General features: G+C 61.0%; 17 protein-coding genes. 6 read left to right on the top strand and 11 right to left on the bottom strand.

Going from position 1 to position 21,019, the window contains the following annotated elements:
* Positions 1-3: 3 nt before the first annotated feature.
* From ABTV87_RS26590 to ABTV87_RS26545, 10 genes are all read right to left on the bottom strand, one after another.
* Complete coding sequence (locus tag ABTV87_RS26590; protein ID WP_007959904.1) at positions 4-1,575, bottom strand: SpoVR family protein; 1,572 nt, start codon at positions 1,573-1,575, stop codon at positions 4-6.
* Positions 1,572-2,843: a YeaH/YhbH family protein gene (locus ABTV87_RS26585; protein ID WP_007959907.1), complete on the bottom strand. Its 1,272-nt coding sequence runs from the start codon at positions 2,841-2,843 to the stop codon at positions 1,572-1,574. The genes ABTV87_RS26590 and ABTV87_RS26585 overlap by 4 nt, the downstream gene beginning before the upstream one ends.
* 206 nt (positions 2,844-3,049) lie before the next feature.
* Entirely contained in the window at positions 3,050-4,972 is a 1,923-nt protein-coding gene (locus tag ABTV87_RS26580) for a PrkA family serine protein kinase (protein WP_007959909.1), read from the bottom strand.
* A gap of 297 nt (positions 4,973-5,269) precedes the next feature.
* On the bottom strand, positions 5,270-5,599 hold the full coding sequence (gene glpE / locus ABTV87_RS26575) for a thiosulfate sulfurtransferase GlpE (RefSeq protein WP_007959911.1): 330 nt from the start codon (positions 5,597-5,599) through the stop codon (positions 5,270-5,272).
* Between the two features lie 33 nt (positions 5,600-5,632).
* The gene (locus ABTV87_RS26570; protein ID WP_433898604.1) at positions 5,633-6,514 is read right to left on the bottom strand and encodes a symmetrical bis(5'-nucleosyl)-tetraphosphatase; all 882 of its coding nucleotides are present in this window, start codon (positions 6,512-6,514) and stop codon (positions 5,633-5,635) included.
* A complete protein-coding gene (gene apaG, locus ABTV87_RS26565; protein WP_064380341.1) occupies positions 6,514-6,894 on the bottom strand; it encodes a Co2+/Mg2+ efflux protein ApaG in 381 nt (126 codons plus the stop codon). Before apaG ends, ABTV87_RS26570 begins: the two co-directional genes overlap by 1 nt.
* Positions 6,895-7,010: 116 nt before the next feature.
* Entirely contained in the window at positions 7,011-7,829 is an 819-nt protein-coding gene (gene rsmA, locus ABTV87_RS26560) for a 16S rRNA (adenine(1518)-N(6)/adenine(1519)-N(6))-dimethyltransferase RsmA (RefSeq protein WP_007959916.1), read from the bottom strand.
* The gene (gene pdxA, locus ABTV87_RS26555; RefSeq protein ID WP_433898603.1) at positions 7,826-8,815 is read right to left on the bottom strand and encodes a 4-hydroxythreonine-4-phosphate dehydrogenase PdxA; all 990 of its coding nucleotides are present in this window, start codon (positions 8,813-8,815) and stop codon (positions 7,826-7,828) included. The genes rsmA and pdxA overlap by 4 nt, the downstream gene beginning before the upstream one ends.
* Entirely contained in the window at positions 8,812-10,128 is a 1,317-nt protein-coding gene (locus ABTV87_RS26550; RefSeq protein WP_433898602.1) for a peptidylprolyl isomerase, read from the bottom strand. The genes pdxA and ABTV87_RS26550 overlap by 4 nt, the downstream gene beginning before the upstream one ends.
* Positions 10,109-12,907: an LPS-assembly protein LptD gene (locus ABTV87_RS26545; RefSeq protein ID WP_433898601.1), complete on the bottom strand. Its 2,799-nt coding sequence runs from the start codon at positions 12,905-12,907 to the stop codon at positions 10,109-10,111. The genes ABTV87_RS26550 and ABTV87_RS26545 overlap by 20 nt, the downstream gene beginning before the upstream one ends.
* Before the next feature lie 130 nt (positions 12,908-13,037).
* Here ABTV87_RS26545 and ABTV87_RS26540 point away from each other — a divergent pair, with 130 nt between their 5' ends.
* Genes ABTV87_RS26540 through ABTV87_RS26530 form a run of 3 tightly spaced genes read left to right on the top strand, consistent with a single transcriptional unit; the run spans position 13,038 to position 15,494 of the window.
* Positions 13,038-14,057, top strand: a complete 1,020-nt coding sequence (locus tag ABTV87_RS26540; RefSeq protein WP_433898600.1) for an aminoglycoside phosphotransferase family protein — start codon at positions 13,038-13,040, stop codon at positions 14,055-14,057.
* Positions 14,054-14,725: an N-acetylmuramate alpha-1-phosphate uridylyltransferase MurU gene (gene murU / locus ABTV87_RS26535; RefSeq protein ID WP_262159016.1), complete on the top strand. Its 672-nt coding sequence runs from the start codon at positions 14,054-14,056 to the stop codon at positions 14,723-14,725. Before ABTV87_RS26540 ends, murU begins: the two co-directional genes overlap by 4 nt.
* A 1-nt stretch (position 14,726) precedes the next feature.
* Positions 14,727-15,494, top strand: coding sequence for a TerB family tellurite resistance protein (locus tag ABTV87_RS26530; RefSeq protein WP_433898599.1), 768 nt, complete (start codon positions 14,727-14,729; stop codon positions 15,492-15,494).
* Between the two features lie 60 nt (positions 15,495-15,554).
* Here ABTV87_RS26530 and ABTV87_RS26525 read toward each other — a convergent pair whose 3' ends face one another.
* Positions 15,555-16,544, bottom strand: coding sequence for an alpha/beta hydrolase family protein (locus ABTV87_RS26525; RefSeq protein ID WP_433898598.1), 990 nt, complete (start codon positions 16,542-16,544; stop codon positions 15,555-15,557).
* A gap of 73 nt (positions 16,545-16,617) precedes the next feature.
* Between ABTV87_RS26525 and ABTV87_RS26520 the strand changes: the two genes are divergently transcribed.
* The 3 genes from ABTV87_RS26520 to ABTV87_RS26510 all read left to right on the top strand — a co-directional run bounded on the left by ABTV87_RS26520 (position 16,618) and on the right by ABTV87_RS26510 (position 20,990).
* Positions 16,618-19,017 (top strand): PAS domain-containing sensor histidine kinase, encoded by a 2,400-nt coding sequence (locus ABTV87_RS26520; RefSeq protein ID WP_433898597.1) that lies wholly within the window; start codon positions 16,618-16,620, stop codon positions 19,015-19,017.
* The gene (locus ABTV87_RS26515) at positions 19,018-19,647 is read left to right on the top strand and encodes a response regulator (RefSeq protein WP_007959929.1); all 630 of its coding nucleotides are present in this window, start codon (positions 19,018-19,020) and stop codon (positions 19,645-19,647) included.
* Positions 19,648-19,865: 218 nt separating this feature from the next.
* A complete protein-coding gene (locus ABTV87_RS26510; RefSeq protein WP_007959931.1) occupies positions 19,866-20,990 on the top strand; it encodes an ABC transporter ATP-binding protein in 1,125 nt (374 codons plus the stop codon).
* Positions 20,991-21,019 lie beyond the last annotated feature (29 nt).

Genomic DNA, 21,019 nt, shown 5'->3' with positions numbered 1-21,019 from the left:
GGATCAAAGATGAATGACGGCCAGGTCGAGTCGACCGTAATCCCCCTCACTGTGTTCGCTGCGGGGTGGAACATGATGGGTCTTCATGATCTGGTCGCCCTGCAGGGTTTCCAGGTGAATGTCGAAACCCCACAGCCGATGCAGGTGTTTCAGAACCTCCTCGGTGGAATCGCCCAGCGGTTTGCGGTCGTGCTGCTGGTGGCGCAGGGTCAGTGAGCGATCGCCGCGGCGGTCGATGCTGTAAATCTGCACGTTCGGTTCGCGATTGCCGAGGTTGTATTGCGCTGCGAGCGTTTCGCGAATGATCCGGTAGCCGCCCTCGTCATGGATCGCGGGCACCAGCAGATCGTCTTTCTGATCGTCATCGAGAATGCTGAACAGCTTAAGGTCGCGGATCACCTTGGGTGACAGGTACTGCAGGATGAAACTCTCATCCTTGAAGCTGCTCATGGCGAACTTGATGGTCGACAGCCAGTCGCTGCCGGCGATTTCCGGGAACCAGCGGCGGTCTTCTTCCGTGGGCTCTTCGCACATGCGGCGGATGTCGCGATACATCGCAAAACCCAGCGCATACGGGTTGATGCCGTTGTAATAAGGGCTGTCGAACCCCGGCTGGAACACCACGCTGGTGTGGGACGTCAGGAACTCCATCATGAAGCCGTCCGTCACCAGGCCTTCGTCGTACAGGTCGTTCATCAGGGTGTAGTGCCAGAACGTCGCCCAGCCTTCGTTCATCACCTGGGTCTGGCGCTGTGGATAGAAATACTGGGCGATCTTGCGCACGATCCGCACGATCTCGCGTTGCCAGGGTTCCAGCAGCGGGGCGTGTTTCTCGATGAAATACAGGATGTTTTCCTGTGGTTCAGCCGGGAAGCGCGCGTTGTCCTTGTCGCTGTACTTGTCCGCGCCTTTGGGAATGGTGCGCCACAGGTCGTTGATCTGTTTCTGCAGGTGTTCTTCGCGATCCTTCTGCCGGCGCCGCTCTTCCTCGGCGGAAATCGGATACGGACGTTTGTAACGGTCGACACCGTAGTTCATCAGGGCGTGGCAGGAATCGAGCAGATCCTCCACGGCATCAATCCCGTGGCGCTCCTCGCACTGCATGATGTACTGCTTGGCGAACACCAGGTAATCGATGATCGAACTGGCGTCGGTCCAGGTGCGGAACAGATAGTTGCCCTTGAAGAAGCTGTTGTGGCCGTAGCAGGCATGCGCGACCACCAGTGCCTGCATGCAGATGGTGTTTTCCTCCATCAGGTACGCGATGCACGGGTCCGAGTTGATCACGATCTCGTACGCCAGCCCCATCTGTCCGCGGCTGTAGGATTTCTCGGTGCTGAGGAAGTGCTTGCCGTAGGACCAATGGTGATAGCCCAGCGGCATGCCGACCGAAGCGTAGGCGTCCATCATCTGTTCGGCGGTAATCACTTCGATCTGGTTGGGGTAGGTGTCCAGGGCGTAGCCGGCCGCGATACGGGCGATTTCGCGGTCGTACGTCTGGATCAGCTCGAATGTCCATTCCGAGCCGGTGGAAATGGGTTGGCGCTTCTGCTCTTTGGCGGTCTTGGCAGTCATGTCACTAACCTGCGCTGGAAGAGTTCACGGAAGACCGGATAGATATCCCCGGCCGAGACCAGTTGTTGCTGGGCAAAAGTGTCGGAAAAGGCTTCGGCGATGCGCTCGTACTCGTACCACAAGGCCTGATGTTCGCGCGGGGTGATCTCCACGTAAGTGTAGTACTGCACAAAAGGCATGATCTGGTTGATCAGGATGTCGCGGCAGATCGGCGAGTCGTCGTTCCAGTTGTCGCCGTCGGAAGCCTGGGCGGCGTAGATGTTCCATTCATTGCTCGGGTAGCGCTCGGCCATGATCTCCTGCATCAGTTTCAGGGCGCTGGAAACGATGGTGCCGCCGGTCTCGCGGGAATAGAAAAACTCCTCTTCGTCCACTTCGCGGGCGCTGGTGTGGTGGCGGATGAACACCACGTCGATCTTGTCGTAGTTGCGCTTGAGGAACAGGTACAACAGGATGAAGAAGCGCTTGGCGATGTCCTTGGTCGCCTGGGTCATGGAGCCGGAAACGTCCATCAGGCAGAACATCACGGCTTTCGAGCTGGGGTTCGGTTGCTTGATCAGCAGGTTGTACTTGAGGTCGAAAGTATCGAGGAACGGCACCCGATGGATGCGCGCACTGAGCTTCTCGATTTCCGCTTCGAGATCCTGAATGTCGCCGAAGTTGTCGGGTTCTTCGCGTTTGAGTCGCGCCAGTTCCTCTTTGACCTCGCGCAGTTTGGCGCGGCTGCTGCCCGATAGCGCAATGCGCCGGGCGTGGGCCGAGCGCAGGGTGCGGATGATGTTGATCCGCGACGGGTTGCCCTCGTTGCTGATCCCCGCACGCACGGTCTTGAAGGTATCTGTGCCGGTCAGGTTGCGCTTGACCAGGTTGGGCAGTTCGAGATCCTCGAACATGAATTCGAGGAATTCTTCCTGGGTGATCTGGAAGACGAACTCGTCCATGCCTTCGCCGGAGTTGCCGGCCTTGCCCGGCCCACGGCCTCCGCCACCTCCCGGCGGACGGGCGATGTGTTCGCCTGCGGTGAATTCCTTGTTGCCGGGGTGAACCACGGTCTGCTTGCCGCCGCGACCATGGTGAAGCACCGGTTCGTCGATATCGCGACCGGGAATGCTGATCTGCTCGCCGTGCTCCATATCAGTAATGGAACGCCGGCTGACCGCCTCTTCGACAGCCTTCTTGATGTGGTCACGGTAACGCCGCAGGAAGCGCTGACGGTTCACCGTGCTCTTGTTCTTGCCATTGAGACGTCGGTCGATCACATAGCTCATGACTGCTCCTTAGAAGCTGTCCTGCAAAGGGGCGAGCGGTCATGCAGCATTGAACCGAATGCCAAGGGACGTACACGCTCCCCCAAGCGCTTTGGGTGCTGCCTGAACCTCGCTACCGCCTTTCGAACACCTTCCAGAGGCCTGTGTAGCAGAAAATGCGCGCACAGGCCTCGGGCTGACGACAACCGGTCTGACCGGCCGCGGTTTTACTGTGATTTTCTGACCCGCAGATACCACTCGGAGAGCAGTCGTACCTGTTTGTCGGTGTAGCCGCGTTCGACCATTCGTGTAACGAAGTCGTTGTGTTTCTGTTGATCCTCTTTGCTGGCCTTGGCGTTGAAGCTGATGACTGGCAGCAGGTCTTCGGTATTCGAGAACATTTTCTTCTCGATGACCACACGCAGTTTTTCGTAGCTGAGCCAGGTCGGGTTCTTGCCGTTGTTGTTGGCCCGGGCGCGCAACACGAAGTTGACGATTTCGTTGCGGAAATCCTTCGGATTGCTGATGCCGGCCGGTTTCTCGATTTTTTCCAGCTCCTCGTTGAGGGCAACGCGGTTGAGGATCTCGCCGGTTTCCGGGTCGCGGTATTCCTGATCCTGAATCCAGAAGTCCGCATACAGCACGTAGCGGTCGAAGATGTTCTGGCCGTACTCGCTGTAAGACTCGAGGTAGGCGGTCTGGATCTCCTTGCCGATGAATTCGATATAACGCGGTGCCAGGTACTCTTTCAGGTAACGCAGATAGCGCTCGCGGGTCTCGGCCTGGAACTGTTCCTGTTCGATCTGCTGTTCCAGCACGTATAGCAGGTGTACCGGGTTGGCAGCGATTTCATGCGGATCGAAGTTGAAGACCTTGGACAGGATCTTGAACGCGAACCGGGTTGACAGACCGTTCATGCCTTCGTCGACGCCCGCCGCATCGCGGTATTCCTGGATCGACTTGGCCTTCGGATCGGTGTCCTTGAGGTTTTCGCCGTCATACACCCGCATCTTGGAGTAGATGTTGGAGTTTTCCGGCTCCTTCAGGCGTGACAGCACGGTGAACTGCGCTAGCATCTTCAGGGTGTCGGGCGCGCAATGCGCTTTGGCCAGGGAGCTGTTGAACAGCAGTTTGTCGTAGATTTTCACCTCGTCACTCACACGCAGGCAGTACGGCACCTTGACGATGTAGATCCGGTCGATGAAGGCTTCGTTGTTTTTGTTGTTGCGGAAGGTGTGCCACTCCGATTCGTTGGAGTGGGCCAGCAAAATCCCGGTGAACGGAATCGCGCCGAGACCTTCGGTACTGTTGTAGTTGCCTTCCTGAGTGGCGGTCAGCAACGGGTGGAGCACCTTGATCGGTGCCTTGAACATTTCTACGAATTCCATCAAGCCCTGGTTGGCCCGGCACAGCGCACCGGAGTAGCTGTAGGCGTCTGCGTCGTTCTGCGGGAATTCTTCGAGTTTGCGGATATCGACCTTGCCCACCAGCGCGGAGATGTCCTGGTTGTTTTCGTCACCCGGTTCGGTCTTGGCCACGGCGATCTGGTTGAGGATCGACGGGTACAGCTTGACCACGCGGAACTGGCTGATGTCGCCGCCGAATTCGGCCAGGCGCTTGGTGGCCCATGGCGACATGATGGTGTTCAGGTAGCGCCGTGGAATGCCGAAGTCCTCCTCGAGGATCGCGCCATCTTCGGTGGCGTTGAACAGACCCAGAGGTGATTCGAATACCGGCGAGCCCTTGATCGCGTAGAAGGGCACTTTTTCGATGAGCTGTTTCAGCTTCTCGGCCAGGGACGACTTGCCGCCGCCGACAGGGCCGAGCAGATAGAGGATCTGTTTCTTCTCTTCCAGGCCCTGAGCGGCATGGCGGAAATACGACACGATCTGGTCGATGCATTCTTCCATCCCGTGGAAGTCTTCAAAGGCCGGATAGCGGCGGATCACCTTGTTGGAAAAGATGCGCGACAGTCTCGAGTTGGTCGAGGTGTCGAGCAGTTCCGGTTCGCCGATGGCCAGCAATAGACGCTCGGCGGCGGAAACGTAGGCACTGCGATCCTTTTTGCACAGTTCCAGGTACTCCTGCAGGGAGAATTCTTCCTGGCGTGTGGACTCGAAGCGTTGTTGGAAGTGGCTAAAGATACTCATGACGTCACCTCGCTCGATACGTGGAGCCGACGCCGGATCACTCAGTCGATGCTGGCAAGCAGCTGCGATGGCAGCTGTTGTTTACCCCCCAGAACACTTTCGCGATCGACAATCGCGAAAGTCACTCCCGATGACCCGTGCGCCGGTGTACCGGCTCTCCCCTGTTTTGGATGGCCTGGGCTTAAGGATAGTTGGGAATTCGGGAGGTAAAGGCGAGATACGTAATTAGTTGTGGCAGACCGTTCGTCTGCCACCGCGCGAGCCCACGGGAGCCGGGGCTTGCACGTTACAAAAAAATTATTCGGAGGTGCCTTGCGCGGTTTCCGAAGGAAAAGTCGTACGCCACAGTTCGAAGCCGCCGTCCATGCTGTAGACGTCGGAGAAGCCCTGGCTCACGAGATACGCGGCGGCACCCTGGCTCGAATTGCCGTGGTAGCAGACCACGACGGTCGGGGCATCGAGGTCGGCGCCCTGGATGAAAGCATGCAGGGAATGATTATCCAGATGCTTCGAGCCGCTGATGTGCAGTGCGGCAAATGTTGCCGGGTCACGGACGTCGACGACCACAGCACCTTGCTCGCGCAGGGCCTGGGCTTGTTCCGGGGGGATACGTTTGAATTCGCTCATGGCGGGCTCCTGTGGCTCGGCTGAAAACGCAGTCTAGCGCGGGGCGCTGACGGGAGAAGATTCGGTGATCAGTGGTGCGACGCTGGGCAGGACGGCCCCGTGTTCGTCGCATTTGCATGACAGGCGTTCGCCGCTGTCGACATTCATCAGGGTCAGGCTGCCGCCCCAGACGCAACCGGTGTCGAGGGCGCAGATGCCGGGTTCCTGGACGTTGCCTTCCAGCGCCGCCCAGTGACCGAAAACGATCCGCAGGCCACGGGTCTTGCGTTCCTTGTGCTGGAACCAGGGCTTGTAGCCCGGCGGCGCGGTGTCGAGGCCTTCCTTGCTCTTGAGGTCGAGCTTGCCTTCGGCGGTGCAGAAACGCATGCGGGTGAAGTAATTGGTGATGACTCGCAGGCGTGTCACGCCTTTGAGGTCGCTGTCCCATTTCGCCGGCTCGTTACCGTACATGCCGTCGAGAAAGGGTGGAAGCAGGTTGTCGTCACGCAGCGCGGTCTCGACTTCTTCAGCGTACTTGAGCGCCTTGCGCAGCGACCATTGCGGCGGGATGCCCGCATGCACCATGGCCACTTCGCGTTGTTCGTCGTAGTGCATGAGTTTCTGCTGACGCAGCCATTCCATCAGTTCGGCGCAGTCCGGCGCTTCAAGGATTTCACGCAGCGTGTCGGACTTCTTCATGCGCTCGATGTTCTTCGCCGCAGCCAGCAGGTGCAGGTCGTGGTTGCCGAGGACGCAGACCAGCGAGTCGCGCATGCCATAAAGGAAGCGCAGGGTTTCCAGCGACTGCGGGCCCCGATTGACCAGATCGCCCACCAGCCACAGGCGATCCAGAGCCGGGTCGAACGCGACCTGCTTGAGCAGGCATTTGAGTGGTTCGAGGCAGCCTTGCAGGTCGCCGACGGCATACGTCGCCATCAGTGCAGGGCTCCGGGAACGGCGAGGCGGAAGGGCTTGATGATCGCATCGAAATGCTTGCCGTCGTCGGCGACCATTTCGTAGGTGCCTTGCATGGTGCCGACCTTGGTAGTCATCACCGTGCCGCTGCTGTAGGTGTGGCTTTTGCCGGCACCGATCAACGGTTGCTGGCCAACCACGCCGGCGCCGCGCACTTCTTCGACATGCCCGTCGCCATCGGTAATCACCCAGTGGCGCGACATCAGGCGGGCCGGTTGCTCGCCATTGTTCTGCACGGTGATGGTGTAGGCGAAGGCAAAGCGCTCGTGCTCGGGTTGCGATTGGTCTGCCAGATAGTGGGTAACGACACTGACATCGACCTGGTAGCGAGGATCGGACATGCAAAAGGCCTTAAAAACGAAGCGGGACGCGGGGCGTAGCTGATTGGGATTCAGTCTAGGCAAGTATCGGGCAGTAGACCAGAGTTGGCGTCCCGCCCGATAGCGATCATTGCCGGTCAGTCGGCTTCAGGTGCTTTCGCCGGCTGTTCGGCGAGCTTGTCGGCCAGGCGCACGAACGCGGCCAGATCGAGTTGCTCGGGGCGCAGGCTGCCATCGACGCCGGCGGCTTCGATTTCGGCGTTGCTCAGCAACTGCTTGAGGGTGTTGCGCAGGGTCTTGCGACGCTGGTTGAAGGCTTCACGCACCACGCGTTCGAGCAGGCGATGATCCTTGGCTGGATGCGGCAGCACTGCGTGCGGTACCAGACGGACGATCGCCGAGTCGACTTTCGGCGGCGGATTGAACGCGCCCGGGCCGACGTTGAACAGATGCTCGACCCGGCAATGGTACTGAACCATGATCGACAGACGGCCCCAATCGCCGCCACCAGGACCTGCGGCCAGACGCTCGACCACTTCCTTCTGCAACATGAAGTGCATGTCGCGGATGATGCCGGCGTTGTTCAGCAGGTGGAAAATCAGCGGCGTGGAGATGTTGTACGGCAGGTTGCCGACCACGCGCAGGCTGTTCGGCGCAGCGTTCAGGCTGTTGAAGTCGAACTTCAGCGCATCGCCCTGATGCAGGTTGAAATTGCTCTTGCCGGCAAACTGCTGGTTGAGGATCGGGATCAGATCCTTGTCCAGCTCTACTACGTCCAGCTGTGCGCCGGAGTTGAGGATGCCGGCGGTCAATGCGCCCTGGCCCGGCCCGATTTCCAGCATGCGGTCGCCGGCCTTGGCACTGATGGAGCGCAGAATGCGGTCGATGACGCCGGCATCGTGCAGGAAGTTCTGGCCAAAGCGTTTGCGCGCCTTGTGTTGGTATTGCTCGGTCATAAACGGGTCTCGGCCATCTGGTAGGCGGTTTCCAGGGCGACTTGCAGGCTGCCGGTGTCGATCTTGCCGCTGCCGGCCAGATCCAGGGCGGTGCCATGGTCGACCGACGTGCGGATGATCGGCAGGCCCAGGGTCACGTTGACCGCAGCGCCGAAGCCTTTGTATTTCAGCACGGGCAGGCCCTGGTCGTGGTACATCGCCAGCACTGCGTCGCAGTGCTCCAGATATTTGGGGGTAAACAGAGTGTCGGCAGGCAGCGGGCCACGAAGGTCCATGCCCTCGCCGCGCAGGCGCTCCAATGTGGGTTCGATGATGTCGATTTCTTCATGGCCCAGGTGTCCGCCTTCACCGGCGTGCGGGTTGAGCCCGCAGACCAGGATGCGCGGTTGGGCGATGCCGAATTTTTGTTGCAGGTCGGCGTGCAGAATTCGCGTGACCCGCTCCAGCCGCTCCGGCGTGATCGCATCGGCGATGTCGCGCAAGGGCAGGTGAGTGGTGACCAGCGCCACGCGCAAACCGCGGGTGGCGAGCATCATCACCACCTGGGCGGTGTGGGTCAGGTCGGCGAGAAATTCGGTGTGACCGGAAAACGCGATACCCGATTCGTTGATCACGCCCTTGTGCACCGGGGCGGTAATCATCCCGGCGAAGTCGCCGTTCAGGCAGCCATTGCCGGCGCGGGTCAGGGTTTCGAGGACGAATGCGGCGTTGGCCTTGTCCAGTTGCCCGGCGATCACGGGGGCGCTGAGCGGGGTGTCCCAGACATACAGGCTGTTGGCGGGCGCCGGCGAGTCCGGCCAGTTGTCAGGCTCAACTTCCAGCAAGCTGACGGCCAGCCCCAGCTGCGCGGCCCGCTCTCGGAGCAGGTCGCGGCTGGTGATGGCAATCAGGGGGTGTGGCTGGGCTTGCGAGGCGAGCAGCAGGCACAGGTCGGGACCGATGCCGGCCGGTTCGCCGGGTGTCAGCGCGAAACGCTTGGGTTTCACTGCGCTGCCTGGTCTGCACCAGGGAGTTTGATCTCTACGTACGCTTCGTCACGGATCTGACGCAGCCAGGTTTGCAGCTCTTCGTCGTATTTGCGGTTACGCAGTACGGTCATCGCTTGCTGCTCACGGGCCTGTTCGGTGCTGTCGGTGGCGCGACGGCCAAGGACTTCCAGAACGTGCCAGCCGTACTGGGTCTGGAACGGCTTGGACAGCTGACCCTGCGGGGACTTGGCCATCACTGCGCGGAATTCCGGTACCAGTGCGTTCGGGTCGATCCAGTTCAGGTCGCCGCCGTTGAGGGCAGAGCCCGGGTCTTCAGAGTATTTTTTCGCCAGTTCAGCGAAGTCTTCGCCAGCTTCGATGCGGTTGTAGAGCGACTGAGCCAGTTCCTTGGTCTTGGCTTCGTCGCGAACCGGACTCGGCTTGACCAGGATGTGGCGCACATGCACTTCGTCGCGCATCTGGCTCCCGCCACCACGTTTTTCGAGCAGTTTCAGGATGATGAAGCCACCCGGAGTGCGTGCCGGTTGAGTGATGTCGCCGGGCGTCATGCTGCTCAGTTCACGGTCGAACGGAGGTGGCAGTTGAGCGGCTTTACGCCAGCCCATATCGCCGCCTTCCAGGGCGTTGTCACTGGCGGAGTTGGCCACGGCCATCTGGCCGAAGTCAGCGCCTTGCTTGAGCTGCTGGTAAACGTCCATCGCCTTGCGTGCAGCACTCTGAATCGCTTCGGAGTTGGCGCTTTCCGGGGTCGGAATCAGGATGTTGGCCAGGTGCAGCTCTTCGGACAGTTGCATCTTGCCCAGGTCGGAGGCGAGGAAGTTCTTCACTTCCTGTTCCGATACCTGAATGCGTTCGGCCACGCGGCGCTGACGCACACGGCTGATGACCATTTCACGACGGATCTGCTCGCGAGCGTCCTCGTAGGACAGGCCATCGCGAGACAGGGCGATGCGGAACTGTTCCGGGGTCATGTTGTTGCGCTGGGCAATGGTGCCGACAGCCTGGTTCAGCTCTTCATCGGTGATGCGGATACCGGAACGTTCGCCGATCTGCAGTTGCAGGTTTTCGACGATCAGGCGCTCGAGCACCTGTTGATCCAGTACGCCCGGAGGCGGCAGACCGCCGCCACGCTTGGCGATGGTTTGCTGAACTTCGTGGACGCGTTGATCCAGCTGGCTCTGCATGACCACGTCGTTGTCGACGATGGCCACCACTTTATCGATGGACTGCACCGCGGCGTTGGCCGCGGTACCCAGGAACAGCGCGCCCAGCATCAGCGGGCGCAGACAATCAGAAAGCTTGGTCTTCACGTTGACGATAACCTTGGATGCCTTTGTCGAGGAAGCTCTCTACCTTGGCGCCAGTGAGGCCGCCGAGTCCCTTCAGAACAATTTGGAGGAAGACGCCGTGGTCGCCTTTTTCGTTTTCCGGGGCGTTCTGACTGAATTCGTCATAGCTGACCCAGTAACGGTTGATCAGGCGCAGTTTCCAGCAGCAGTTGTCATATTCGAAACCACCGAAGGCTTCCAGCGTGCGATTGCGGTTGTAGTCGTACTGCCAGCGGCTGATCGCGCTCCACTGTGGAACGATCGGCCAGATGACCGAGAAGTCATGCTGCTGGATCTTGTAGTAGTCCTTCACGTAGCCAGGCTGGCCCGGAGTGCCGTAGTCACCACCACCCACCGACCATTTACCGGTGTTCTGGTCGTAACGGACCTGGTCGTTGCGATAGCGATAGCCGAGGTTGACCACCTTGTTCGGGTTGTCTTCAGGCTGGTAGTGGAACATCGCGCTGCCGGATCGCGGGCTGCGGCTGTCCGGATCCCAGTTGTAATCGGCAGTGGTGCGCCAGTCGCGGTTCCAGCGGTATTCGTATTCCAGTGCGTAAGGCGAAACATTAGCCTTGGCGTCATCCCGATCGTTGAACGCGATGCCTGGAAGTTGAACCTCGCGATCCTTGAAGTACAGAGCCTGGCCGACGCTGATGCGTTGACGCTCGAAACCGTCGTCTTCGATCCAGCGACTGGTCACGCCCAGCGACAGCTTGTTCTCGTCGCCAACACGGTCGGCGCCGGAGAAGCGGTTGTCACGGAACAGCGATGCGTAGTTGAAGGTGTATTCGCTGGAGTCGAATACCGGAATGTCTTCCTGATCCACCTTGGGTACATAGAGGTAGAACATGCGCGGCTCAAGCGTCTGGCGGTAGTTCTTGCCAAAGAAGGACGTATTGCGGTCGAAGTACAGGCCACCGTCAACGCTGGCGATCGGTACGCCGCGACTCTGGTTGCTGTCGAAGGTGCCGTTGAGTTTGTTTTGCTCGGCATTTTGCGTCGCAATGTCGCGTTTGCCTTGACCATCCAGATCCAGTTGATACTGGGTGTATTGGTACTTCAGCGACGGCTTCAGGAAACCATAGGTCCAGTTCATCGGCAGGCTGACGCCTGGCTTCAGATTCAAACGGTCGCCATTGGCGCGAGCGAGGCCGAAAACGTTCGAGTCGAGACGACGCTCCGATGTTCCATCCTCGTTGATGAAATTGCCACTTTTCAGATCGCGATCAAACCGGACGAGCTCGGTCTCGTAATTGAAGTCCAGGCCTTCCGGGTGATATGGCAGCTTGCCATTGAAGGTGATCTGCGGCAGGCGGTCATACGGTGTGATGTTCGATACGGTTGCCAGCTGGTACGCCTGGGCGTTCAAACGGGCGGTGTAGCTGTCGCCACGATAGGTGACCGAGCCCTGCTGGTTCACGTAGTCGGCACTTTTCACGCCGATCTGGTCGGTCTGCAGATCCTGGAAGTAATAAGGATCGCTGATCTTGGTGTAATCCACCTGGGTGAACACGCGGGAGTCGAGACCGCCCTTGTGTTGCCAGTTGTACATGTAGCGGGTCTTGTCGTAGTCGGTCTGGCCCTTGCGCTCGTCGTCCTCGTCGTTGAGGTACGCCGCACCGAACTGACCTTCGCTCGACTTGGTCAGGTAACGGAACTCGCCTTCCATCAGCATGCCGCGCTTGCTCATGTAGCGCGGATACAACGTGGCATCGTAGTTCGGTGCCAGGTTGAAGTAGTACGGGGTGACCAGCATGAAGCCGGTGTCGCTGCCGGAGCCGATGGTCGGTGGCAGGAAACCCGACTGACGACGATCGTCGATCGGGAAGTAGATGTACGGCGTGTACAGAACCGGAATGTCCTTGACCCGCAGCGTCACGTTGGTCGCGGTACCGAAACCGGTGGCAGGGTTCAGGGTGATGTTGTTGCCCTTGAGCTGCCAGGCGTTGCTGTTCGGTTCGCACGTGGTGTACGTGCCGTCCTTCAGACGGATGATCGCGTTTTCGGCACGCTTGGCGTACAGCGCGTTACCGCGGATGCGCGACTTGTGCATCACGTATTCAGCGTTGTCGACCTTGGCTTCACCGGTGTCCAGCTGTACATCGGCGTGGTCGCCGACGATCAGCGCGCCGTTGTCGCGAATGCGCACGTTGCCCGCCAGTTCGCCACGGCTTTCGGCTTGATACAGGTTGGCCTCGTCGGCTTCGACCTGCATGCTGCCCTGACGCATGACCACGTCACCGGCCAGACTCGCGACCTGCGAATCCTGCTGATAACGCGACGCCTTGGCGCCGATGAAGGTCGGGGCGTCACTTTTATTCGTCTTGTCATTCATGCCAGGACGAATTGGTTCGATATAGGAACCAGAGCAGTAAGGACCGGTCTCGGCCAGTTGGGCGGCGGTGAGCTTCTCGCGCGGAACCCAGTCGAGGTGACTGTAGTCTTCGCTACGGGATTTCAGGCCACGGCCCTTGGACTCGGTAACCAGTACCGGCTTGGGCCCGGACTCCGCAGTGGAGCCGCTCTCGGCCGGGGCTTCGCCGACGGCGCTGACGGCACTGCCGTCATGCACGGGACGCGGCGGCAAGGCAGCGGCCGGCGTCTTCGGCGAGCAGGCCCAGCCTCCCGTTGCCGAGACGGCGCAGTCATACTGCTCGGCGGCAACAACGAATGAACTGGCCAGAGGTTGCATAGCCAGCAGACTGCCGGTTACCAACAACGGAAATTTTTTACGAAACGCGGGGGATTTCAATGCCATCTTATTAGTCCGGGCTTCCTGCGTGCCATCTGCCCGCGGTGTGGGCCGCACGCCTCTCGATGGTCTGAAAAAGATGCTGGATAATAAAGCATGACCCGCTTGACGGCTAGCGCCGTCGGAGACCCTTGCAATGCCTGATCAAGATGTACGCTTGCAACACCTGAAAGTTTGGCTCGATGAACAGCTGGCAACCCTTTTTGCCGATCAGGGCTGGGGAGCCGTACCCCCGGCCACGTTGACCGCGGCCAGCAGCGACGCGAGTTTCCGCCGGTATTTCCGTTGGGAAGGCGCGGGTCGCAGCTTCGTCGTGATGGACGCGCCGCCGCCTCAGGAAAACTGCAAACCGTTCGTGGATATCGCCTTTTTGCTGGCGAAATCCGGCATCAACGTGCCGAAAATTTATGCCGAGGACCTCGAACGCGGGTTTCTTTTGCTCAACGACCTGGGCAACAAGACCTATCTGGACGTGATCGACAGCGAAAATGCCGACGCGTTATTCAGCGATGCCCTGCAAGCGCTGCTGGCTTTTCAGCAGCTGCCGATGGTGGCGCCGCTGCCGAGCTATGACGTCGCGTTGTTGCGCCGCGAGCTGGAGCTGTTCCCCGAGTGGTACGTGAAGCGCGAGCTGGGCGTCGAGTTCGATGCCACCCAACAGCAGCAGTGGCAAAAGGTCAGCGAGCTGCTGATCGACAGCGCCCTGGCCCAGCCGAAAGTATTGGTGCACCGCGACTACATGCCGCGCAACCTGATGCTCAGCGAGCCGAATCCCGGCGTGCTGGATTTCCAGGACGCCGTGTACGGCCCGGTGACCTACGACGTGACCTGCCTGTTCAAGGACGCATTCCTCAGCTGGCCTGAAGAGCGTGTGCGCGGCTGGCTGGAAAGCTACTGGCAGCAGGCGTCGGCGCTGAACATCCCGGTGCAGCCGGACTTCGAAGAGTTCCTGCGTGCCAGCGACCTGATGGGCGTGCAGCGCCATCTGAAAGTCATCGGCATCTTCGCCCGCATCTGCCATCGCGATGGCAAGCCGCGCTACCTCGGTGATGTACCGCGTTTCTTCTCTTATATAGAAGCGGTCATCGCGCGTCGTCCCGAGCTGGCGGATCTGCAGGGATTGCTCGCCAGCCTGCGTGGTGGAGTGACGGCATGAAGGCAATGATTCTGGCGGCGGGCAAAGGCGAGCGCATGCGCCCGCTGACCCTGACCACCCCCAAACCGCTGGTGCGAGCCGGTGGCGTGCCGCTGATTGAATACCACCTGCGTGCCCTCGCGGCGGCCGGTTTCAATGAGATCGTGATCAACCATGCCTGGCTCGGACAGCAGATTGAAGATCATCTGGGCGATGGTTCGCAGTTCGGTGTGTCGATCCAGTATTCGCCTGAAGGTGAACCTCTGGAAACCGGCGGCGGAATTTTCCGCGCCTTGCCGCTGTTGGGCGACGACGCGTTTCTGGTAGTCAACGGTGACATCTGGACCGATTACGACTTCAGCGTGCTGCATCAGCCGATCAACGGCCTGGCACATCTGGTGCTGGCGGATAACCCGGCGCATCACCCGACAGGGGATTTCACCCTGACCGACGGCCAGGTGCGTGATGGCCAGGCCGATGCGGCGACCCTGACCTACAGCGGCATCGCCGTACTGCACCCGCAGTTGTTCGACGGCTGCACTGACGGTGCCTTCAAACTGGCGCCGCTGCTGCGAAAAGCCATGGCGAACGGGCAGGTAACCGGCGAGCGGTTGAAAGGTCACTGGGTCGATGTCGGCACGCACGAGCGTCTGGCCGAAGCCGAAGCCTTGATAGAAGCGAGTCGCTGATATGTTGTGGCCAGGGACTCTGATTGGAGCCGGAGCGGGTTTTGCGATCGCCAGCATTCCGGGGGCCATGCTTGGTGCTTTGTTGGGACAGGCGCTGGATCGGCGCCTGCATTTACAGAGCTGGGGGCATTTGCGGGAAAAACTCGGCGGACGGCCGATGCTGCGCAACGACGAGTTGTTGTTCGTGTTGCTCGGTCGTCTGGCCAAGAGCGACGGGCGGGTCACGGACGGTCACATCCAGCAGGCGCGTCAGGAGATGCGCTCGCTGGAAATGAGCGAACCGGCACAGCGCCGGGCGATTGCCGCGTTCAATCGCGGCAAGTCCGGCAACGACAATCTGCGCGGTTATCTGCGTCGCTTGAGTGCTCAACCCCATGCGGCCGAAGGCGTGTTGCGCGCCTGTTGGCGAATGGTCTGGGCAGATGGCCGGGCCGGCGTCAGTGAGCGTGAATTGCTGGCGCAGTGGGGCAAGTGGCTGGGCTGGACGACCCACCAGATCCGAGCGTTGGCGGCGGACTACGAGCCGCACAAGCGTCCGATCGTCAGCGCGGCGGTGAGCTATCAGGAGGCGATGCGCCTGCTCGGCGTATCGGCCACCAGTGAACCGGCGCAGATCAAGCGTGCCTATCGACGTCTGCTCAGCCGGCATCACCCGGACAAGGTGGCCGGGACGGGTGCCACGCCGGCGCAGGTGCGCGAGGCCACCGAGAGGACTCGCGAGTTGCACAGTGCCTACACGTTGATTCGCGAACGGCGGGATTTTCGCTAGGCATAAAAAATCGCAGCGTCGGGCTGCGATTTTTTTGTCTGCGTTTCCAGTCCGGGCTCTTCAGTCCGGGCTTTGCGGATTCAACCAGCCACGCACCCGTCGGAACAATTGCTCCTGCTCGGCCTTGTTGTCCGGCAGGGCCTTGAGTGCGACCTGACTGAACGCGGACGTTTTCAGCCGCTTGCTCGCCTGCAGGCGTTCCAGTGCCGCGTTGCGGTCCAGCGCCTTATCCATGTAGAAGATGTCCGCCGTCGGCAGCTTCAGGGTCGGCGTCAGTTCCACCAGCTCCGGTTTGGCCTTGGCCGGCGTCTGCGCGGCTACCAGCACCAGCTTCTCGACTTGCGAGCTTTGTCGCTCGCTCATGTAGCGCGCCGCCCAGTAAGCGCCGGTGCCATGACCGAGGACGACGATGCTGCGCGCGCTCTGTTGTTCTGCGTAGGCCAGTGCCGCGTCGATGCGGGCGAAGATTCGCTCGGCGTCGGCCTTGGACTGTTCTTCGGTGGATTCAGCCACGACCTTGTCGGCCACATCGGCTTCGCCACCGGCGGCTTGTTCGATCGGCTCGGCGGTGGTCGAATCCTTGCTGCCCGGGTCGGCGGTTTTCGGCGCGGCGGGTGCTTCGACCACGCGCGGTGCGATGGCATCGCTTTGCAGATCGGGCAGGGTGATACTCAGGCTGCTCCACTCGACGTCCGGCAACTTGCGGCGCAACGGGCCGATCGCCTGGGGCCAGTCTGCGGTTTCGCCGGCACCGGGAATGAGGATCACCGCGCCTTTGGGTTCGGCGGTGTTGGCCGGTTTCCACAGGGCGAGGAAGGTGTCGCTGCCCGCTTGCAGTTGCTGTTGTTCCTGGGCCGGAACCTTGCGTTCGAGTGCCGCGGCTTCTTCCTGACTACGCTCAAGCAGAGGCTGTCGTTCGGCCGGTTTTTCTTCGGCGGCTTTTTCTGCGGCGGGGGTGGGTGCCGGATCCGCGGCTTCGACGGAAAACGCACAAGGCAGGATCAGCGACAGGCACAATGCTGGCATTGCCAGGCGATAGACAGGGGGCATCGGTTATTCCAGGCCAGAAGTTATCCCGGCAGCCTAATGGGTTGGTCAGAATTTGTCAGTGTATGAGACTTCAATGATGCGTTTTTGCTGCCTGTGGGTTATCGGCTGTCTGGCGTTTCCCTTGATGGGCTGGGCGGCGCCTGCGCCACCGAGCCACCTCGCGCGGTTGTCGGCGAGCGAACAACAGTGGCTCGCGCAGCACAATGAATTGCGCGTGGGCCTGGTGTTGCAGGCGCCGTACGCGCAATACGACCGACGCTTGCAGCGGCTGTCGGGGGCCAACGTCGAAGTCATGAAAGCATTGGCCAAGGCGCTGAATGTCGAGCTGAGCTGGCGCAACTTTCAGGATCTGGCACAACTCGAGGCCGCTGCCCGGGACGGCGAGATCGACATCGCCCCGGGCCTGACCCAGACCCCGGGCGGGCTGCGTCTGTGGCAGTTCTCCGACCCGTACATGCGTGTGCCGCAACTGGTGGTCAGCGACCAGAAAAGCAGCGCGACCGTGGAGCTGGAAAAACTCGACAGCCAGACCCGCGTCGCCGTGCGCATGCCCGGCGTCACCGCCGATTACCTGCGCGGCAACTATCCCCACCTGAATCTGCAAGGCGTACCGATGGAGCGCCAGGCGCTGCAACTGTTGCTGAGTCAGCAGGCGTCCTACGCGGTGGTCGATGAGGCGCAGCTCGGTCGGCTGTCGGCGGAACCGGAGTTTGCCGGGCTGGTGGTGGTCGGTGACATTGGGTTGCCGCAACTGCTGCGCATCGGCACCCGCCGCGACTGGCCGGAGCTTGCTGGCATCGTTGAAAGCGCCCTGCGCGCAATTCCGGCCAAGGATCTGGAACGCCTGCATGCGCAGTGGCTGCAACCCAAGTACCCACGGCTCTCCGAGTCGCCGGGCTTCTGGCAGAACCTGAGTCTGTTGTTCGCGGTGCTGCTGCTCAGTTGCGTGGCCATCGTTTTCTGGCAACGCCGCCAGCAACGCAGTCTTGAACAACGCCTGTTCGACGCGCGCGAAGACATCGCCCTGCGTGCCGCCAGCGAAGAGGCCCTGCGTCTGACTCAGTTTTCCATCGATCAAAGCACCGTCGGTATTCTCTGGGTCAACTGGGACAGCCATGTGCGCTACGCCAACCGTGCGGCAGAAAGCATGCTCGGTTATCCACAGGGCGCCATCATCGACCGGCCGTTGATCGACTTCGAACCGGGCCTGCACATGGACCGCTGGCTCAACCTGTGGAAACGCGCCCGGGCCAGCGAAGAGGGGCCGCTGAGTTTTGAAACCAACTGTGTGCGGGCCGATGGCAGTGTGCTGCCGGCGGACGTGTCGCTGAGTTTCCTGCGTTTTCGTGATGGCGAGTATCTGGTGGTTTACCTCACCGATGTCACCGAACGCCGTCGTGCCCTGGCTGCGTTGCAGGAAAGCGAGGCGCGGCTGCAAGGCATCGCGGCCAATGTGCCGGGGCTGGTGTTTCGTCTTGAGCGCGCACCGGTCACCGGGCAGATCGACTTTGCCTACATCAGCGAGGGTAGCGAAAGTCTGGTCGGCTACGCGCCGGCCGCCATCGCCCATCGCGACATGGGCCTGCGCAGTCTGGTGCATCCGGATGACCGGGCCGCTTATCACCAGACCCAGGATCAAGCGCTGGACACCGACAGCGACTGGTCGTGGCAGGGCCGGATCCTCACGCGCCAAGGCGAGCAGCGCTGGGCCGAGATCAAGGCCATCACCCGTCAGCTGGAAGGCGGTTCTTACGTCTGGGACGGCATTGTCTGGGACATCACCGAAAGCAAACGCATCGAACTGGAGCTGGCGGCCTCCCGCGAACAACTGCGCGAATTGTCGGCGCACCTTGAAAGCGTGCGGGAAGAGGAAAAGGCGCGCATCGCCCGCGAGGTTCACGATGAGCTGGGGCAGATGCTGACGGTTCTGAAACTGGAGACGTCGATGTGCGAACTGGCCTACGCGCAACTCGACCCGGGTCTGAACGAACGGCTGAACAGCATGAAACGCCTGATCGCCCAGCTGTTCCAGTTGGTGCGCGATGTGGCGACGGCATTGCGCCCGCCGATCCTCGATGCCGGGATCGCCTCGGCCATCGAGTGGCAGGCGCGGCGGTTCGAGGCGCGCACGCAGATTCCGTGTCTGGTGCAGGTGCCGGACAACCTTGCGCCGCTCAGCGACGCCAAGGCCATCGGCCTGTTCCGCATTCTTCAAGAGGCGCTGACCAACGTCATGCGCCACGCCCAGGCGCATACTGTGGAACTGACGCTGGCGCAGGAAGGCGACGAATTGTGTCTGACGGTCAGCGATGATGGCGTAGGATTCGTCGCCGCTGCCGGCAGGCCCACATCCTTTGGACTGGTGGGCATGCGCGAGCGGGTGTTGATCATGGGCGGGCAGCTGTCACTCGACAGCGAGCCGGGCGAGGGCACCACGCTGAGCGTGCGGGTGCCACTGGATGAGGAGAAGTAAGTGATCCGTGTACTGGTAGCCGAAGACCACACCATCGTTCGTGAAGGCATCAAGCAATTGATCGGCCTGGCCAAGGATCTGCAAGTGGTGGGGGAGGCGAGCAATGGCGAGCAGTTGCTGGAAACCTTGCGCAACGTGCCCTGCGAAGTGGTGCTGCTGGATATCTCGATGCCTGGCGTCAACGGGCTCGAAGCGATTCCTCGGATCCGCGCGCTGAACCATCCGCCGGCGATTCTGGTGCTGTCGATGCACGACGAAGCGCAGATGGCCGCCCGGGCGCTGAAGGTCGGCGCCGCTGGTTATGCGACCAAGGACAGCGATCCGGCGCTGTTGCTGACGGCAATCCGCAAGGTCGCGGCGGGCGGGCGCTACATCGATCCGGAGCTGGCCGACCGCATGGTCTTCGAAGTCGGCCTGACCGATGCGCGGCCGCTGCACTCGTTGCTGTCGGAGCGCGAGTTCTCGGTGTTCGAACGCCTGGCCCAGGGCGCCAACGTCAACGACATCGCCCAGCAACTGGCCCTGAGCAGCAAGACCATCAGTACCCACAAGGCGCGGCTGATGCAGAAACTCAACATCACTTCGCTCGCCGAGCTGGTGAAGTACGCGATGGAACACAAGCTCCTCTGAGCGACATATCCAATAGCGACAGGCGCTTTTGCCGGTTCTGACGGCTTGAGCCCCGACCCATGGGTCGGGTTTGCCAAAACGCGCCATCCTTGTAGGGCAATCCCTACCCCCGGCCTTCCATCCGGCTGAGGCGATTCTCTCCTGCGCCCCGATTTGCGTGACTGCGAGCAGCCACTAGGCTTAATCCCACAGCAGTCATCAATAACAAAGGTGTGGGTATGAGCCAGGTCGAATCAAACGCAGGGGCCAGCGATGTGCTGGTCAGCTTTCGTGGAGTGCAGAAGAGCTACGACGGCGAGAACCTGATCGTCAAAGACCTCAACCTGGACATTCGCAAGGGCGAATTCCTCACCTTGCTCGGGCCGTCCGGCTCCGGCAAGACCACCAGCCTGATGATGCTCGCTGGTTTCGAAACCCCGACCGCCGGTGAAATCCTTCTGGCCGGTCGGGCGATCAACAACGTGCCGCCGCACAAGCGCGACATCGGCATGGTGTTCCAGAACTACGCGCTGTTCCCGCACATGACCGTCGCCGAAAACCTCGCGTTTCCGCTGACCGTGCGCGGCCTGAACAAAAGCGACGTCAGCGACAAGGTCAAGAAAGTCCTGAGCATGGTCCAGCTCGACGCGTTCGCATCGCGTTATCCGGCGCAATTGTCCGGCGGCCAGCAACAACGTGTGGCGTTGGCCCGTGCGCTGGTGTTCGAGCCACAGCTGGTGCTGATGGACGAACCGCTCGGCGCTCTCGACAAACAATTGCGCGAACACATGCAGATGGAAATCAAACACCTGCACCAGCGCCTTGGCGTGACCGTGGTCTACGTGACCCACGACCAGGGCGAAGCCCTGACCATGTCTGACCGCGTTGCCGTATTCCATCAGGGCGAGATCCAGCAGATCGCGCCGCCACGCACCCTCTACGAAGAGCCGAAAAACACCTTCGTCGCCAACTTCATCGGCGAGAACAACCGCCTCAACGGTCGCCTGCTCAGCCAGAACGGCGAGCGCTGCGTGGTCGAGCTGGGACGTGGCGAAAAGGTCGAGGCACTGGCGGTCAACATCGGCCAGACCGGCGAGCCGGTCACTCTGTCGATCCGTCCGGAGCGCGTCAGCCTCAATGGTTCGAGCGACCAATGCGTCAACCGCTTCTCCGGGCGGGTGGCCGAATTCATCTATCTGGGCGACCACGTCCGGGTGCGCCTGGAAGTCTGCGGCAAGACCGACTTCTTCGTGAAACAACCGATTGCCGAGCTCGATCCAGCGCTCGCGGTCGGCGACGTGGTTCCGCTTGGCTGGCAGGTCGAGCACGTTCGCGCGCTCGATCCTCTTCTAGAGGCGCATTAAGCGCCCCGGCAATACCAACACCAACCCTG

This window comes from Pseudomonas sp. PSE1(2024) (assembly GCF_050990555.1).
Taxonomy (GTDB): Bacteria; Pseudomonadota; Gammaproteobacteria; order Pseudomonadales; family Pseudomonadaceae; genus Aquipseudomonas; species Aquipseudomonas aphyarum.
The sequence above is the reverse complement of the archived record's forward strand: the minus strand, read 5'-3'. Positions and strand labels throughout refer to the sequence as shown.